This window comes from Glaciihabitans sp. INWT7 (assembly GCF_014217685.1).
Taxonomy (GTDB): Bacteria; Actinomycetota; Actinomycetes; order Actinomycetales; family Microbacteriaceae; genus Lacisediminihabitans.
This window is the reverse complement of the sequence record NZ_CP043653.1, coordinates 355390-370654: the sequence shown is the minus strand read 5'-3', so window position 1 is coordinate 370654 and position 15265 is coordinate 355390. Positions and strand designations below refer to the sequence as shown.

The window sequence follows — 15265 nt, the reverse complement described above, 5'->3', positions numbered from 1 at the left end:
TCAGGATCCGGCCCGCCCAAATCGGCCCGATCCCCGCCGAACCGCCGGGATGGCGGTCGACACGTCTTGTTGCTACATCCGCTGAGCCAGCCGGTAGTAGGCCTGGTTCCAGCGCAGTTCGCGCCCGAAGTCGCGCAGGTTCGTGTGCTTGTCGATCACGACGAGTTCGTTCTTGGCGATCTCGGCGAAATCCTCGAACACCTCGAGACCGAGCGCCGTCGACATCACGGTGTGGTGGGCCGCTCCGGCGGTCAGCCAGGCGGCGGCGCTCGTGGCGAAGTCCGGTTCTGGCTTCCACACGGCACGCGCCACCGGCAGTTGCGGGAGCGGATGCGGCAGATCGACGACCTCGACGACATTCGCCACGAGTCGGAAGCGGTCACGCATGTCGCTCAGCGCGACGACGACGGCGGGTCCGGCATCCGCGTCGAAGACGAGGCGAACCGGATCTTCGCGACCGCCGATGCCGAGCGCGTGCACCTCGAGTCGCGGCTTCGAGGTGGTGAGTGACGGGCAGACCTCGAGCATGTGGGCTCCGAGGATGAGCTCCTGACCGGGGGTGAGGTCGTAGGTGTAGTCCTCCATGAGTGAGGCGCCACCGGGAAGACCGGCACCCATCACCTTCGCCGCGCGCACGAGCACCGCGGTCTTCCAGTCGCCCTCCGCTCCGAAGCCGTAGCCGTCGGCCATCAACCGCTGCACGGCGAGTCCGGGCAGCTGGCGTAGCCCGCCGAGGTCTTCGAAGCTGGTCGTGAAAGCGCTGAATCCGCCGGCCTCCAGGAAGGATCGCAGTCCGAGTTCGATGCGCGCGCCGTAACGGAGCGAATCGTGCTTCTCTGCACCGGGCAGCAGTTCGGAGGCGACCTCATAGAGCTCTGCGTACTCGGCGACGAGGTCGTCGATGTCGGATTCGGATGCCGCATCGACGGCTTCCACGAGGTCGTTGACTCCCCAGGTGTTCACCTGCACCCCGAACTGCAGCTCGGCCTCGGTCTTGTCGCCCTCGGTGACGGCGACGAATCGCATGTTGTCCCCGAAGCGGGCGAGCTTGAGCTCGTGGGTGGCGGCCCAGCCGGCCGCGGCTCGGCTCCAGGTGCCGATCTTGGCCGTGACAAGCGGGTTCGACACGTGGCCGACCACGGTCTTGCGCGCCACTGAGAGCCGGGTCTGGATGTATCCGAACTCCCGGTCGCCGTGCGCGGCCTGGTTGAGATTCATGAAGTCCATGTCGAGCGTGTCCCAAGGCAGCTCGACGTTGGCCTGCGTGTGCAGGTGCAACAGCGGCTTGCGCAGCAGGTCCAGTCCGGTGATCCACATCTTCGCGGGGCTGAACGTGTGCATCCAGGCGATCACGCCGATGACGCCGTCGGCCGCGTTCGCGTCGAGAGCCATCCGTCGGATCGAGTCAGAGTCGGTGAGCACCGGCTTCCAGACGATGGTCACCGGGATGTCGGTCGCCGCGCCGAGAGCCGCCGCGATCTCCTGCGACTGGCTCGCCACCTGGGCGAGGGTCTCCTCGCCGTAGAGCCCCTGGCTCCCGGTGAGGAACCAGATCTCCGAGGAGGCGAGATCGGGGACTATCGAGCGGCTCATGGGGTGTCCTTCTGTCCGTAGACGTTCTGATAGCGGTCGAACAGTGCGTCGATGCTCTGTGGGGGAATGGGGATGACCTCGCCCAGTTGACGGGCGATGTGCGTCGTGCGCGCCACATCCTCGGCCATGACGGCCGCCTTGACGGCGTCGCGGAGACTCGAGCCGATGGTGAAGACACCGTGGTTCTGCATGAGTACCGCGCGCGATCGGTGACCGGTGAGGGTGCCGACGATGCCTTCACCGATCGACTCGTCTCCGATGATCGCAAAGGGGCCGACCGGGATCTCGCCGCCGAACTCGTCGGCCTGCCCGGTGATGACGCAGGGGATCGCCTCACCGCGCGCCGCCCAGGCCGTGGCGTAGGTGGAGTGGGTGTGCACGACCCCGTTCACCTCGGGCATGTTCCGATAGACGTAGGCGTGCGCCGCGGTGTCGCTCGACGGCGAATGCGCCCCCTCGATGACGGTGCCGTCGAGGTCGCAGAGGATCATATTCGCCGGAGTGAGGTCGTCGTACTCGACACCGCTCGGCTTGATGACGAAGAGCTCCGCGCCCGGCACCCGGCCGGAGATGTTGCCGCCGGTCCAGATCACGAGGTTGTAGCGAACGAGAAGCTCGTGCAGCTTCGCGACATCGGCGCGGACCGCGTCGATGGTTTCCTGGGTGGCGGTCATGCGCCTGCCCCGGTCTCGATACGCTCGCTGGCGCTCGCTACTCGACCAGCGGCCCCCCGCTTGATCGCCTTGAGCCGGTGCATCACGTCGTTTCCCCCACGCCCGAAGTAGTCGTGCAGTGTCGCGTACTCGGCGAAGAGAAGGTCGTAGGCATCCGCCGCGTCGGAGTCCGGCGTGTAGACGGCGCGATCGACCTTGCCCATCGCCCGGCCCGCCGCGAGCACATCCGCGTAGGCTCCCGCCGCGACCGCGGCGTGGATGGCAGAGCCGAGTGCGGGACCCTGCTCGCTCGCGATGATCGAGATCGGCAACCGCAGCACGTCGCTGTAGACCTGCATGAGGAAGGCGTTGCGCAGAAGACCTCCGGCCACGATGAACTCCGTGACCGGCACGCCGCTCGCGGCGAAGGTCTCCACGATAATGCGGGTGCCGAAGGCGGTCGCCTCGAAGAGGGCGCGGTAGATCTCCTCCGGTCTCGTGGTGAGAGTCATGCCGAGAACCAGCCCACTGAGTTCGTGATCGACCAGAACCGAGCGGTTACCGCTCTGCCAGTCGAGGGCGACGAGCCCGTGGCCACCCACCGGCTGATCCTTGACGAGATCGGTGAGGTATTCATGGATGCCCTGGCCCGCCGCATCCGCCGCCGCCCGGTAACTGCCGGGCACCTGGTTCTTCACGTACCAGGCGAAGATGTCGCCGGCTCCAGACTGGCCGGCCTCGTAGCCGTAGAGCCCGGAGACGATGCCGCCATCCACGACACCGCACATACCCGGGACCTCGGTGAGCACATCGGAGTTCATGACGTGGCAGGTCGAGGTGCCCATGATGGCGAGCATCTGTCCGGGCTCGACGGCCTGGGCGGCGGGCGCCGTCACGTGGGCGTCGACGTTGCCGACGGCGACTGCGATGCCTTCGGGCAGGCCGGTCCAGCCGGCCGCCTGCTTCGACAGGGTGCCGGCGGAGGAACCGAGCTGGCCGATCTCGTGCGCGACCTTGTCTTCGGCGAAGCCGGCGAAGGCCGGATTGAGCGCGCCGAGGAAGTCGCGACTCGGGTACGCGCCGTCCTGCAGGATGCCCTTGTAGCCGGCGGTGCAGGCGTTACGGATGTAGCGGCCGGTCAGCTGCCAGACGATCCAGTCGGCGGCCTCGACCCAGTGGTCCATCCGCTCGTATGCTTCCGAATCCTCTTCGAGCAGCTGAAGCCCCTTGGCGAACTCCCACTCGCTCGAGATGAGCCCGCCGTAGCGCGGGAGCCAGCTCTCGCCCCGCGAAGCCGCGAGCTCGTTGATGCGGTCGGCCTGGCCCTGTGCGGCGTGATGCTTCCACAGCTTCACGTAGGCGTGAGGGCGATCCGCGTATTCCGGCAGCTCGTTGAGGGGCGTGCCGTCGGCGAGTACCGGCAGTGGGGTGCTCGCCGTGAAGTCGGTACCGATGCCGATGACCAGCGCGGGGTCGATGCCGGATGCCGCAATGGCGGCGGGCACGGCGACCTTGAGCACCTCGACGTAGTCGGCCGGCACCTGCAGCGCCCAGTCGGGAGGGAGTACCGCACCGGTGGACGCCAGAACGGTGTCCATGACGGCATGCGGGTAGTCGTGCGTGCCGGTGCCGAGCTCCGCGCCATCCGAGACGCGCACTACGACGGCCCGACCGGACAGGGTGCCGAAGTCGATGCCGATGACGTACTGGTCGGCTGCGAGGACGGGCGTGGGGGAACTCACCTCAGGACTCCTTTGTCATGCTGGGGGACGGGCTCGGTGCGGTCAAAATGTTAGCGATCACATTTTTAGGAATGTGAGCGATCACATTTCACAGAAGACTAGCGCCCCTTCCCATTAATCCGCAACCCCGGGCACACTCCCCCTCGCATAACTCCTGCATCCCCGGGCAGCGGTGCCCTCGCCCCCCGGGAACACGGGGGCGCCTCCCCCACCCCTGGCATTCTGCAGGAGTTATGCCTGCCGCATCCCCGCCACCGGCTCATCCGCGGGCGGTGCTGCTGATTCGCGGCTCGAAATGCAGGAGTCCTCGGGACTGGAGTGGCGCGTCAGACCGTGCAGCATGCATCCGTCACACTGAGCCCTGCATTTCGAACAGTGCCTGCCGCATAGACGGCGGCGGGTGGCGACGGAATCGGCGGCCGCGCGCACGAAAAAGCCCGGCCCCCGCGAAATCGCGGGGGCCGGGCTCGTGACTATCGAGGCGGACTACTTGTTGACGAGCGCCAGGAGGGTCGGGTTGCTCGCGTAGGACTGTGCAGCGTTGTCCTTGGTGACGAGCTCCGGCGGCAGGTAGTAGGTCGGAACCTTGACCGAGCCGTTGTCCGTCGCGTCGGCGTTGGTGGTCGCCTTCTTGCCGGAGGCAAGCTGCTTGACCATCTCAACGGCCTGGGCGACGAGCTTCGTCGTGTCCTTGTTGATGGTGGAGTACTGCACGCCCGACATGATCAGCGGGATCGAGGCAGCTTCCGAGTCCTGACCGGTGACGACGGGCTGGACGGGGGTGTCCTTACCGGCGGCGTGGATCGAGGTGATGATGGCACGGGCCAGGGTGTCGTTCGGCGAAAGGACGCCGTTCAGCACCGTACCCGAGTAGTTACCGGCGAGCAGGGTGTCCATGCGGGTCTGCGCGTTGGCGGCGAGCCATCCGGTGGTCTGCGTCTGAGCGATCGCGGTCTGTCCGGAGACGACCTTGAGCGTTCCATCGTCGATCTTCGGCTGCAGGATCTTCATCGCACCGTTGAAGAACACGGCAGCGTTCGGGTCGGTGGACGCGCCCGAGAACAGCTCGATGTTGTAGTTGGTCGCGTCGGGGAAGCGTGCCTTCATGCCGTCGAGGAGGGCCTGGCCCTGGAGCTCGCCGACCTTCTCGTTGTCATACGCGATGTAGTAGTCGACATCCTTGGTGTCCTGGATGAGACGGTCGTACGCGATGACGACGGCTCCGTTGTCGTGGGCCGCCTTAACCTGGGAACCGAGCTGCTTGCCATCGAACGCACCGATGATGATGACCTTGGCACCCTTGGTGTTCATGGTCGAGATCTGAGCGGCCTGCTCGGAGGCGGTGTTCGCCGAGGGGGCGTACTGCACGTCGGCCTTGAATCCGGCCTTGGTCAGGTCGTCGGTGAACAGCTTGCCGGCGAGCACCCAGTTTTCCGAGGTCTTGTCCGGGAGGGCGACGCCGATGACGGATCCGGCCTTGAAGCCCGCGGCGGAGCCCGAAGACGAGGCGTCTGTGCCGCGGCTCGAGCAGCCCGAGAGGGCCATCAGTGCGACTCCGGCGATTGCCACAGTCGTGATTGCGATTTTGCGCATTGTGATCACTTTCTTAGTTGTGTGGTTGTGCAGGGGGATTGCTGTGGGAAAGACGGGTCTTCCCCGGTGACTACGCCGGCGCTGCTATGCGTTCGGAGTAGTGGATTGTGGGCGGGATGAGGCTTCGGCGCTTTCGCCTCCGGGTGCGACATCCGGGCGATCGATCGGCGCTGAGGCAGGAGGGTCGCCCCCGGACGCCTTCGGGCCCCGCACGAACATGCCGATCAGGGAAGGGCGGCCCTGGCGCTTGCTGTAGACATCGATGCCCACGGCGAGCAGGAGCACGAGGCCCTTGATGATCTGCACCCGGTCGTTGGAGACGTTGAGGAGCTGGAGGCCGTTGTTGAGGATCGCGATGACGAGACCTCCGATGATGGACCCGACGACCGTTCCGATACCACCGGCGACCGCGGCGCCACCGATGAAGACCGCCGCGATCGCGTCGAGCTCCCAACCGGTGCCGTCACCCGGGCCGGACGCTCCGGCTCGCGCCACTCCCACCATTCCCGCGATTGATGCGAGCACCGACATGTTCATCATGACGAAGAAGTTGATTCGCTTGATCTTGACGCCCGAGAGCTCCGCAGCGTGCCAGTTGCCGCCGACCGCGTAGATGTGGCGGCCGAACGTGGTGTTGCGGGTGACGAAGGAGTAGATGAGCACGAGGACACCCAGGATGATGCCCGAGATCGGGTAGCTCGTGCCGATGCGGCCGGTGGCGAACAGGTAGGTCGCACCGCCGGCGACCAGCACCAGGATCACGGTCTTCACGATGCTCACCCAGATCGGAGCCGGCTCCGCCCCCATGAGGCTCAGGGTGCGTCGCTGGCGGAATTCCTGCCAGACCAACGCGACGACCACCAGGAGACCGAGGATCAGGGTGCCGTTGCTGAAGCCGACGTTGGGCCCGAAGTCCGGCAGGTAGCCGCCACCGATGAATGTGAAGGCATCCGGCACGGTGATGGTGTTCGAGCTGCCGAAGGCCTGGTTGGCCCCGCGGAAGATCAGCATGCCTGCGAGGGTCACGATGAAGGCGGGCACTCCGACGTAGGCCACCCACCAGCCCTGCCAGGCACCGATCACGGCACCGAGCACGATTCCGAGCACGAAGGCGAGCGCCGGCGGGAAGTGCCAGCTCACCATCGCGGTCGCGACCACGATGCCCACGAACGCGGCGACCGAACCCACAGAGAGGTCGATGTGGCCGGCGATGATCACCATCACCATGCCGATCGCCAGGATCAGGACGTAGGCGTTCTGGTTGACCAGGTTGATCAGGTTGATCGGGTTGAGCGTGAGGCCGCCCGTGAAAATCTGGAAGAAGATGATGATCACGACGAGCGCGGCGAGGATGCCGATCTGACGACCGGTGCCCTGCGAGCCACCGAACATCTTGCCGATGTCGCGCAGCTGGAAGCCGCTCTTCTGTGGAGCTTCGGGAGTAGCGCTCATTAGCTGTTAACTTTCTTCTTCGCGGAAGTCATGCTTCTCAGGAGAGTTTCGGGATTTGCTTCTTCAGCAGTGAGGTCGTTGGTGATCGCGCCCTCGAAGATCGTGTAGATGCGATCCGAGACGCCGAGCAGTTCCGGCAGCTCAGACGAGATGAGGATGATGCCCTTGCCAGAAGCGGCGAGGTCTCGGATGATGCCGTAGATCTCGGTCTTCGCCCCGACATCGATTCCCCGGGTGGGTTCGTCGAGGATCAGCAGGTCGGGGTCGGTGAACATCCACTTGGCCAGGACGACCTTCTGCTGGTTGCCGCCCGACAGCTTGTTGACACCCTCGTCCACGCGCGGTGCCTTGATTCGCAGGCTCTTGCGGTAGCTGTCCGCGACGCGGTGCTCCTCCACCTTGTCGATCACCGAGAGCTTCGCGATCTTGGAAAGCTTGGCCGAGACGACGGAATCCTGGATGTCGTCGAGCAGGTTGAGCCCGAGTGCCTTGCGGTCCTCGCTCACGTAGCCGAGACCGTTCTTGATCGCCTCGCTCACGTTCCGCAGCTGGATCTCCTTGCCGTCCTTGAAGACCTGGCCGGAGAGGAAGGTGCCGTAGGAGCGGCCGAACAGGCTCATCGCCAGTTCGGTGCGACCGGCTCCCATGAGGCCGGCGAAGCCGACCACCTCGCCGCGTCGCACCACGAAGCTCGAGTTCTTGACCACCATCCGCTCGGCGGTGAGGGGGTGCTGCACCGTCCAGTTCTTCACCTCGAAGAACACCTCGCCGATGTCGGAATTGCGATCCGGGAAACGGTTCTCCAGCGTGCGACCGACCATGCCGCGAATGATGCGGTCCTCGTCGACGCCGTCGCCCTTCACATCGAGGGTCTCGATGGTCTTTCCGTCTCGGATGATCGTGATCGAGTCCGAGATCTGCTCGATCTCGTTGAGCTTGTGGGAGATCATGATCGACGAGATCCCCCGGCCCTTGAGACCGAGGATGAGGTCGAGGAGATGCTGGGAGTCGGCCTCGTTGAGTGCCGCTGTCGGTTCGTCGAGGATGAGCAGCTTGACGGACTTGTTGAGCGCTTTCGCGATCTCGACGAGCTGCTGCTTGCCGACACCGATGTTCTTGATCTGGGTGTCCGGGTCGTCCTCGAGCCCGACGCGGGCGAGCAGATCAACCGCACGCTTCTTCGCCTGCACCCAGTCGATAACTCCGAACCGGCGAGGTTCGTTGCCGAGGAAGATGTTCTCGGTGATCGAGAGCTCGGGGATCAGCGCGAGCTCCTGGTGGATGATCACGATGCCGGCGGCCTCGCTCGACCCGATGTCCCTGAAGCGCGACTCGTGGCCCTGGAAGACGATGTCGCCTTGGTAGGTGCCGTAGGGATAGACCCCGGAGAGCACCTTCATGAGGGTCGACTTGCCGGCGCCGTTCTCTCCACAGATCGAATGGATCTCGCCCGCTTTGACGACCAGGGAGACCTTGTCCAACGCCTTGACGCCGGGGAACTCCTTGGTGATGGAACGCATCTCGAGGATGATCGGCTCACTCGCCATCGGACACCCCCGCAATAGCGACCGAAATCGCTGGGAAGCGCGGGTTGTGTACGTTCACAACTGCGAATGCCGCCTGAGGTTTCACGCCGGACTACCTTGTCTCGTTAGGGGGAAGAAATTGCCCGCTAACAGACTAAACCTTGTTTGCTGGCTTGTCGTCAAGTTGTGAACGCAACGAACACGTAACGACTCGGAAACAATCAGCCCCGTCGAAGGCCGGGAGACTGCAGAACGAGGGATGCCGCTCCGAGCGCTTCCGCTCGATCGCCCAGCGATGACATCACCAGCGCGGTCGCCTCGCCGACGCTCGGAACCGCGTGACGCAGCAGTCCACGCTCGATCGGGGCGAGCAGAATCGAACCGAGCTCTGCGAGCGGGCCGCCGATCACGATCACCTCCGGATTGATCAGGTTCGCAATGCTCGCGAGACCGCGGCCGATCGCGACACCCGCGTCATCGAGCACCCTGAGCGTCGCGGCATCCCCGGAGAGTGCATTGCGCACGATGTCGGCCGTCGTCACGGGCGCCCGGGTGCCGAGAAGCGCCATCATCACCGAGGTCGAGGCCACGGTTTCGAGGCATCCCCGGTTGCCGCAATGGCAGACGACCCCGTTGTCGGTGATGGTCTCGTGCCCGATCTCCCCGGTGATGCCGAGGCTGCCGGAGAACGGATGGCCGCCCAGGATCAGGCCGGCACCGATGCCGCTGCCGATCTTGACGAAGACCAGGTCGTCTACGGTGTTGTGCGGCCCCCAGGTGACTTCGGCGAGGGCGCCGAGGTTGGCATCATTGTCGAAAAGCACCGGAAAATGCAGGCGTTTCTCGAGGTCCTGCAGGTGGATGCCCACCCATTCCGGCAGGATCGCTCCCTGCACGACGGTGCCGGTGCGCTGGTCGATCGGCCCGGGGATACCCACGCCGACGCCGAGCACCGCCGAGGGTGCGATGTCGCGTTCCTCCAGCATCCGGGCGAGCAGCTGCGACGCACAATCGATGCTCTCCTCGGCCCGATGACCGAGCGGAAGCTCCAGGAACTGCTCCGCCACGACGGCGAAGCCGAGACTGGCGAGGACGATGCGCAGATGCCTGCGCCCAAAGTCGATTCCCACGGCGACAGCGCCGTTATTGGTCAGCCGCACGAGCAGCGCCCGACGCCCAGAGCTGGTCGTCGGCTCGGTCTCGATCGATCCGATCGCCGCCATGGTCTTCACGATGTTCGAGACCGTCGCCGTGGACAGTCCCGTCTGCCTGGCCAATTCGGCCTGGGTGAGCGGACCGCTTGCCAGGAGGGTGTCGATCACACGCTTCTGGTTGAGTTCGCGCAGCGCCGATTGCGATCCGGGATTCCGGGCACCCCGCGGCAGGGGTTGCATCGTTGCAGGCATGACTACGAGAGTGCATCATCGTGAGTCTTGTCGTCAAGAAGTTAACGCAACCGTTACCAAGAAATGAGAGCGGTCACATCCCGTTGCTCTCCAGTGCTTGGCGCACCGGGCCTCGGGCAGAGCAGCCTCGAGTTGTGCTCTTCTGCGGGTCGCGAGTGGCCCTGAGCCGCACACCGGTGCAACTCGACGGGCAGCGCCCTTCGACTACCGGCGGGGCGGCGCCGTCGAACTGCGCACGATCAGTTCGGGCAGGATCGGCTCGTGCCCCGGGCTTTGCGTGCCGTTCAATTCCGCTAGCAGCATGGCGACCGAGCGGCGCCCGATCTCGGCGAAATCCTGTCGCACGGTGGTGAGCGGAGGCCAGTAGTGCGCGGCATCCGGCACGTCATCGAATCCGACGACGCTGATGTCGCCTGGCACATCGAGCCCCGCGTCGCGGAAGGCGTGGATCAGGCCGAGGGCCATCTGGTCGTTCGCGGCGAACACCGCGGAGAAGTCACGATAGCGCGAGAGTTCACGCCCCACCGTGTAGCCGAAGTCGGCGGTCCAGTCACCGAGGATCGGGGCCCGCACGTCGAGATCCGCTTCGATCAGCTCGTCGAGGAAACCTGTCATGCGGGCCTCGGCCTCGATCCAGTCCTGTGGGCCACCGAGGTGCAGGATCTTGCGGTGACCGAGCTCGATGAGGTGCCGGGTGGCCAGTCGCGCCCCGGAGGTCTGGTCGACCGACAGGCTGTGCTGGCCGTCGCGACCCGTCGAGTCGAGAGTGACCAGCGGAAGCCGGATGTCCAGATCCCGGATCGCGTTGAAGACGCGCATCTGGGGGGAGATGACGACAAGTCCCTCGATGGCCTGGCTCAGCAGATATTCGAGTCGATCGTGGATCGCTTCCGAATCGGTGGCCGCAAGGCTGGTCGTCGTCACGAGGTAGCCCGCATCCCGAGCGGCGTCCTCGATGGCGGCGAGGCTCGTGGCCGGGCCGTAGTTGGCGACCTGCGAGGTGAGCACCCCGATGGTGCGCGACCGACTCGTGACCAGCGCGCGCGCGGCCTGATTCGGTCGATAGCCGAGCTGCTCGATCACCTCGAGCACGCGATCTTTGGTGGAGCTCCGGATGTTCTCGGAGTTGTTGAGTGCCCGCGAAACCGTCTGGTACGAAACTCCGGCGATCCGCGCGACATCGCGGATGCTGGGGGCGCGAACCTTCACTGGTTCCATGGACGGGGGTATCCGGCTTCGTCGAGATCGGAGGGCGCGGCCACGAAATGCCGCACGGCAGACCATTATCACCCACGTCGCCCGGGCCCGCGCGACTCAGGGGATTCGGGCGAACGCCCTCACGGGGAAGGTTCCGAAACCCTCGATCTTCGGAGGCACCACAGTCACGGTCGCTCCCGACTCTGGCAATCGGTCGAGCGCGGTCAGGTGCTCGACCACGTGGATCCCCGCCGCGAGCAGCAGCGAATGCGCGGGCCTCTCCCCACCCGACTCGACATCGTCGATGTTGAGAGAGTCGATTCCGACGAGCGTCACGCCCTGCTCCACGAGGTAGGCGGCGCCAGCCGCGGTGAGGAAGGGCGCGTGAGAGGCATAGGCCTCCGTGCCGAACAACCGACTCCAGCCGGTGTCCAGCAGCACGGCCTTACTTCGGAGATCTCGATCGCCGAAACACTCTCGCGCGATACCGCGCGTCGATGTATCCCTCAAATGGAATATCTCGGCCGGCTGGTCGACGAGGGTCTCGAGATCCAGTCCGGCGAGATCGGTTCCGCCCTCGAATCGGTGGAACGGACTATCGATATAGGTGCCGGTGTTGCCGATCATGGTGATGACATCCATGGCGAACTGCGTGCCATCGGCGTACTTCGCTCTCGAGTCCTCCCGGGTGAGGAACGGGTGGATCTGCGGTGCGGGCAGGCCGGGATAGGTCACGAGGCCCGCGCGGATGCTGTGGCTGAGGTCGATGAGTCGGGTCATGACGCCATCCTCGCAGGGGCTGGTGCGCGTGTCCCGCCCTTTTCCGCCAGCCACCGCGCGGATGCCGCCAAACAGCGCACTATCGGGTCAGGTCGTAGATCGTCACGCCGTCCACAGTCGACGCGGTGAAGGTGTGCGCAACCCACGCCGCGATGGACGCCGATGCCGACGAGCCGCCGCTCGACTGACCCACCGATCCACCGCCGACGAAGTAATGGATCCGCCCCGAGGCGACGTAGCTCTTCAACTGGGCGAGTGTCGGCGACGGATCACTGCCGTTGAAGCCGCCGATCGCCATCACGGGGAATCCGGTGGCGAGCTGATAGCCCGCGGCATTGTTCGACCCGACAGAGGCGGCGACCCAGGAGTAGCTCGAGGCGTTGCTCGCGAGCACTGCGGAGACCTTCGAAGAGACGCTGCCACCGCCGAGGAGTCCGCCCATCCCACCCCCAGCGCCGGGTCGCGCTCCGGCAGGGGGCATGCCTCCGGCGGCCATCCCGGCGGGAGGGGTACCCCCCGCGGTCATGCCGGCGGGAGGGGTGCCGCCCCGCATCATCCCGCCAGGCATGCCACCCGCGCGGCCCATCGAGCCGGTCACCGCGGGGCCCGCAGTGACGATGGAACCGGTGTGCGAGGCGGATACCGTCTCGAGACTGTAGGCGGTCGGAGCGATGAGGGCACCGACGAGTGTCACCGCGAGAGTTGCGACAGCGAGCAGCCGTCCCCGCCGTGGCAGCAGGAGCATCGCAGCGGCGGCGGCACCGAGCCCGAGAACCACCCACTTGAGCCAGGGCAGCCAGTCGGACGCCTCGCCGAGCAGCGCGAAGGCCCAGAAGGCCGTCAACAGCATGGCCGTCGCCGAGACGATGCGCACCCAGAGTTGCGCGCGGCGGGACCAGAGCGTGCTCGCGCCGATCGCCAGGCTTCCGGCGAGCGGCGGCGCCAAAGCCACGGTGTAGTAGGCGTGGAAGATGCCGGCCATGAAGCTGAAGGCGAGGGCCGTGACGAGAAGCCAGCCCGCGAACAACGCGAGCACCGCGCGCCGGGGATCGGTTCGTCTGGTCTTGCCGAAGATCACGAAGCCCGCGATCGAGACGACCAGCGCGGCAGGCAGCAGCCAGGTGACTTGGCCGCCGATCTCGCCCTCGAAGAGACGCAGGATGCCGGTAGACCCCCACATGCCGGTTCCCGCTCCCCCGCCTCCGACGCTTCCGGTCTCGTTTCCGGTGAGCCTGCCGAATCCGTTGTAGCCGAAGGTGAGCTCGAGGAAGCTGTTGCTCTGCGAACCCCCGATGAACGGACGCATGCTTGCCGGCACGAGTTCCACGATCGCGACCCACCAGCCCGCGGAGACGATCATCACCCCGAGAGCCCCGAAGAGGTGTGCGAGGCGCTTGCGCCACGAGATCGGAGCTGCCCAGAAATAGACGCCGGCGAGCACGGGGAGGATCAGGAAGGCTTGCAGCTGCTTGGTGAGAAACCCGAGTCCCACCATCGCTCCGGCCCACAGCACCCACCGCACCCGGCCGCTCTCGACACCACGCAGGGTGAAATAGACCGCGAGCGTCATCAGGAGCACCAGCAGTGCATCCGGATTGTTGAAGCGGAACATGAGTGCCGCCACCGGGGTGAGGGCGAGGGTCGCGCCGGCCAACAGCGCGGTCGGAGCCGAGAAGTGCCGCCGCACGATCACGTAGACGAGCGCGACCGTGACGACCCCCATGATCACCTCGGGCAGCAGGATGCTGAACGACGAGAGTCCGAACAGGCGCGCGGAGAGCGCCATGAGCCAGAGGCTCGCCGGTGGCTTGTCGACGGTGATCGAGTTCGCGGCGTCGGAGCTGCCGTAGAAGAACGCCTCCCAGTCGACCGTGCCCGCCTGCACGGCGGCGGAGTAGAACGAGTTCGCCCAGCCGTTGGCGCCGAGGTTCCACAGGTAGAGCACCGCGATGGCGGCGAGAAGCCCGAGCAGTGCAGGACGCTCCCACCGGGCGGTGTCGGCGCGGCCGCGGACGATCCAGCGGAGGGCCGATGTGGCACGCAGGGTCGGGGGCTGGTGGTGGACGGTGGCGGTTGTCATGATGCTGTCACTTTCCGAACGGGGGAAGAGGGGATTGATGCCGCGGGCCGGCGCTGCTGCCGGAACACCCACAGGCGGAGGAGCACGAAGCGCACGAGGGTGGCGAAGAGGTTGGCAACGGTCAGCACGATCAGCTGGGCCTGAGCCGATGCGCCGGGATCGATGGCGTGAAGCCCGACCAGCGAGCCGCTGGTGATCAGCCACGCGACGCCGAACACGACGAGTCCCTGGAATTGGTGGGTCGCCGCACCGGAACGGCCGCGCACGCCGAAGGTGAACCGACGATTGGCGGCGGTGTTGACGACCGCGGTCACCAGAAGCGCGAGGAAGTTCGCCAGCTGGGCCGACATCCCCACCTGGAAGAGCAGATAGAGCAGCGCGTAGGCCGCGGTCGAGAACACCCCGATTGCGCCGAAGCGGACGACCTGGCCGAAGAAACTGGCAGTGCGCGGCTGCTCGAACGTGCGTCGGCCGAGCTCGGCGTAGATCGATCCGACCGGCACCCTCCCGGTCATGATCGACCGCCCGACCCGCAGCATCCCCTTGAGGTCTTCTCGTGCGGTCGAGACGATGTCGACCTTGCTCTCGGGGTCGTCGATCCAGTCCACGGGGACCTCGTGGATACGAAGGCCGCAGCGCTCGGCGATGATGAGCAGTTCTGTGTCGAAGAACCACCCGTTGTCCTCGATCAGCGGCACGAGCTCCTGCGCCACCTCGCGACGCACCGCCTTGAATCCGCACTGGGCATCGCTGAAGCGCACCGCCATCGTGCCGCGGAGCAGCAGGTTGTAGCTGCGGGAGACGAATTCGCGCCTGCCTCCCCGCACCACGCGCGATCCTCGGGCGAGGCGCGTTCCGATAGCGACATCCGAGTGCCCGGAGAGCAACGGGGCGATCAGGGGAGGAAGTGCGCTGAGATCGGTGGAGAGATCCACGTCCACGTAGGCGAGCACGTGCGCCTTCGAAGCCAGCCAGACCTGCTTGAGGGCGCGACCGCGACCCTTCTCGGCGAGGTGGACGGCGACGACACCGGCGAGGCTCTCCGCGAGGCGGTCGGCGATCTGCGGGGTGTCATCGGTCGAGGCGTTGTCGGCGATCGTGATGCGCCACGGCACGTCGAGCTGGGTCGAGAGGTACGCGTGCAACGTCCGGATGCTGCGCTCGAGAGCGGCCTGTTCGTTGTAGACGGGAACGGCCACGTCGAGAGCGAGGGAGTCGGGTGAATGTGCCATCCGCACACTCT

General features: G+C 66.0%; 11 protein-coding genes. All 11 read right to left on the bottom strand.

What is annotated here, in order from left to right:
- Window positions 1-72: 72 nt before the first annotated feature.
- The 11 genes from araA to F1C58_RS01810 all read right to left on the bottom strand — a co-directional run bounded on the left by araA (window position 73) and on the right by F1C58_RS01810 (window position 15254).
- Window positions 73-1593 (bottom strand): L-arabinose isomerase, encoded by a 1521-nt coding sequence (araA, locus tag F1C58_RS01860; RefSeq protein ID WP_185202342.1) that lies wholly within the window; start codon window positions 1591-1593, stop codon window positions 73-75.
- Window positions 1590-2267 (bottom strand): L-ribulose-5-phosphate 4-epimerase, encoded by a 678-nt coding sequence (locus F1C58_RS01855; protein WP_185202341.1) that lies wholly within the window; start codon window positions 2265-2267, stop codon window positions 1590-1592. Before F1C58_RS01855 ends, araA begins: the two co-directional genes overlap by 4 nt.
- Window positions 2264-3988: a ribulokinase gene (araB, locus tag F1C58_RS01850; protein ID WP_185202340.1), complete on the bottom strand. Its 1725-nt coding sequence runs from the start codon at window positions 3986-3988 to the stop codon at window positions 2264-2266. Before araB ends, F1C58_RS01855 begins: the two co-directional genes overlap by 4 nt.
- Window positions 3989-4474: 486 nt before the next feature.
- The gene (locus F1C58_RS01845) at window positions 4475-5581 is read right to left on the bottom strand and encodes a sugar-binding protein (protein WP_185202339.1); all 1107 of its coding nucleotides are present in this window, start codon (window positions 5579-5581) and stop codon (window positions 4475-4477) included.
- A gap of 84 nt (window positions 5582-5665) precedes the next feature.
- Complete coding sequence (mmsB, locus tag F1C58_RS01840) at window positions 5666-7033, bottom strand: multiple monosaccharide ABC transporter permease (RefSeq protein WP_185202338.1); 1368 nt, start codon at window positions 7031-7033, stop codon at window positions 5666-5668.
- Window positions 7033-8580 carry a multiple monosaccharide ABC transporter ATP-binding protein gene (gene mmsA, locus F1C58_RS01835; RefSeq protein WP_185202337.1) on the bottom strand — a complete coding sequence of 516 codons (1548 nt, stop codon included), beginning with the start codon at window positions 8578-8580 and terminating at the stop codon, window positions 7033-7035. The genes mmsB and mmsA overlap by 1 nt, the downstream gene beginning before the upstream one ends.
- Before the next feature lie 200 nt (window positions 8581-8780).
- Entirely contained in the window at window positions 8781-9965 is a 1185-nt protein-coding gene (locus F1C58_RS01830; RefSeq protein WP_185202336.1) for an ROK family transcriptional regulator, read from the bottom strand.
- Between the two features lie 204 nt (window positions 9966-10169).
- The gene (locus tag F1C58_RS01825) at window positions 10170-11183 is read right to left on the bottom strand and encodes a LacI family DNA-binding transcriptional regulator (RefSeq protein WP_185202335.1); all 1014 of its coding nucleotides are present in this window, start codon (window positions 11181-11183) and stop codon (window positions 10170-10172) included.
- A gap of 96 nt (window positions 11184-11279) precedes the next feature.
- Entirely contained in the window at window positions 11280-11942 is a 663-nt protein-coding gene (locus tag F1C58_RS01820; RefSeq protein ID WP_185202334.1) for a cyclase family protein, read from the bottom strand.
- Window positions 11943-12021: 79 nt separating this feature from the next.
- Window positions 12022-14022, bottom strand: a complete 2001-nt coding sequence (locus tag F1C58_RS01815) for a glycosyltransferase family 39 protein (RefSeq protein ID WP_185202333.1) — start codon at window positions 14020-14022, stop codon at window positions 12022-12024.
- Entirely contained in the window at window positions 14019-15254 is a 1236-nt protein-coding gene (locus F1C58_RS01810; protein WP_185202332.1) for a bifunctional glycosyltransferase family 2/GtrA family protein, read from the bottom strand. The genes F1C58_RS01815 and F1C58_RS01810 overlap by 4 nt, the downstream gene beginning before the upstream one ends.
- Window positions 15255-15265 lie beyond the last annotated feature (11 nt).

Excerpts from the sequence above, each read along its gene's own strand:
- araA (WP_185202342.1), bottom strand. The coding sequence starts at position 1,593 with ATGAGCCGCTCGATAGTCCCCGATCTCGCCTCCTCGGAGATCTGGTTC.
- F1C58_RS01855 (WP_185202341.1), bottom strand. The coding sequence starts at position 2,267 with ATGACCGCCACCCAGGAAACCATCGACGCGGTCCGCGCCGATGTCGCG.
- F1C58_RS01845 (WP_185202339.1), bottom strand. The coding sequence starts at position 5,581 with ATGCGCAAAATCGCAATCACGACTGTGGCAATCGCCGGAGTCGCACTG.
- mmsB (WP_185202338.1), bottom strand. The coding sequence starts at position 7,033 with ATGAGCGCTACTCCCGAAGCTCCACAGAAGAGCGGCTTCCAGCTGCGC.
- mmsA (WP_185202337.1), bottom strand. The coding sequence starts at position 8,580 with ATGGCGAGTGAGCCGATCATCCTCGAGATGCGTTCCATCACCAAGGAG.
- F1C58_RS01830 (WP_185202336.1), bottom strand. The coding sequence starts at position 9,965 with ATGCCTGCAACGATGCAACCCCTGCCGCGGGGTGCCCGGAATCCCGGA.
- F1C58_RS01825 (WP_185202335.1), bottom strand. The coding sequence starts at position 11,183 with ATGGAACCAGTGAAGGTTCGCGCCCCCAGCATCCGCGATGTCGCGCGG.
- F1C58_RS01820 (WP_185202334.1), bottom strand. The coding sequence starts at position 11,942 with ATGACCCGACTCATCGACCTCAGCCACAGCATCCGCGCGGGCCTCGTG.
- F1C58_RS01815 (WP_185202333.1), bottom strand. The coding sequence starts at position 14,022 with ATGACAACCGCCACCGTCCACCACCAGCCCCCGACCCTGCGTGCCACA.
- F1C58_RS01810 (WP_185202332.1), bottom strand. The coding sequence starts at position 15,254 with ATGGCACATTCACCCGACTCCCTCGCTCTCGACGTGGCCGTTCCCGTC.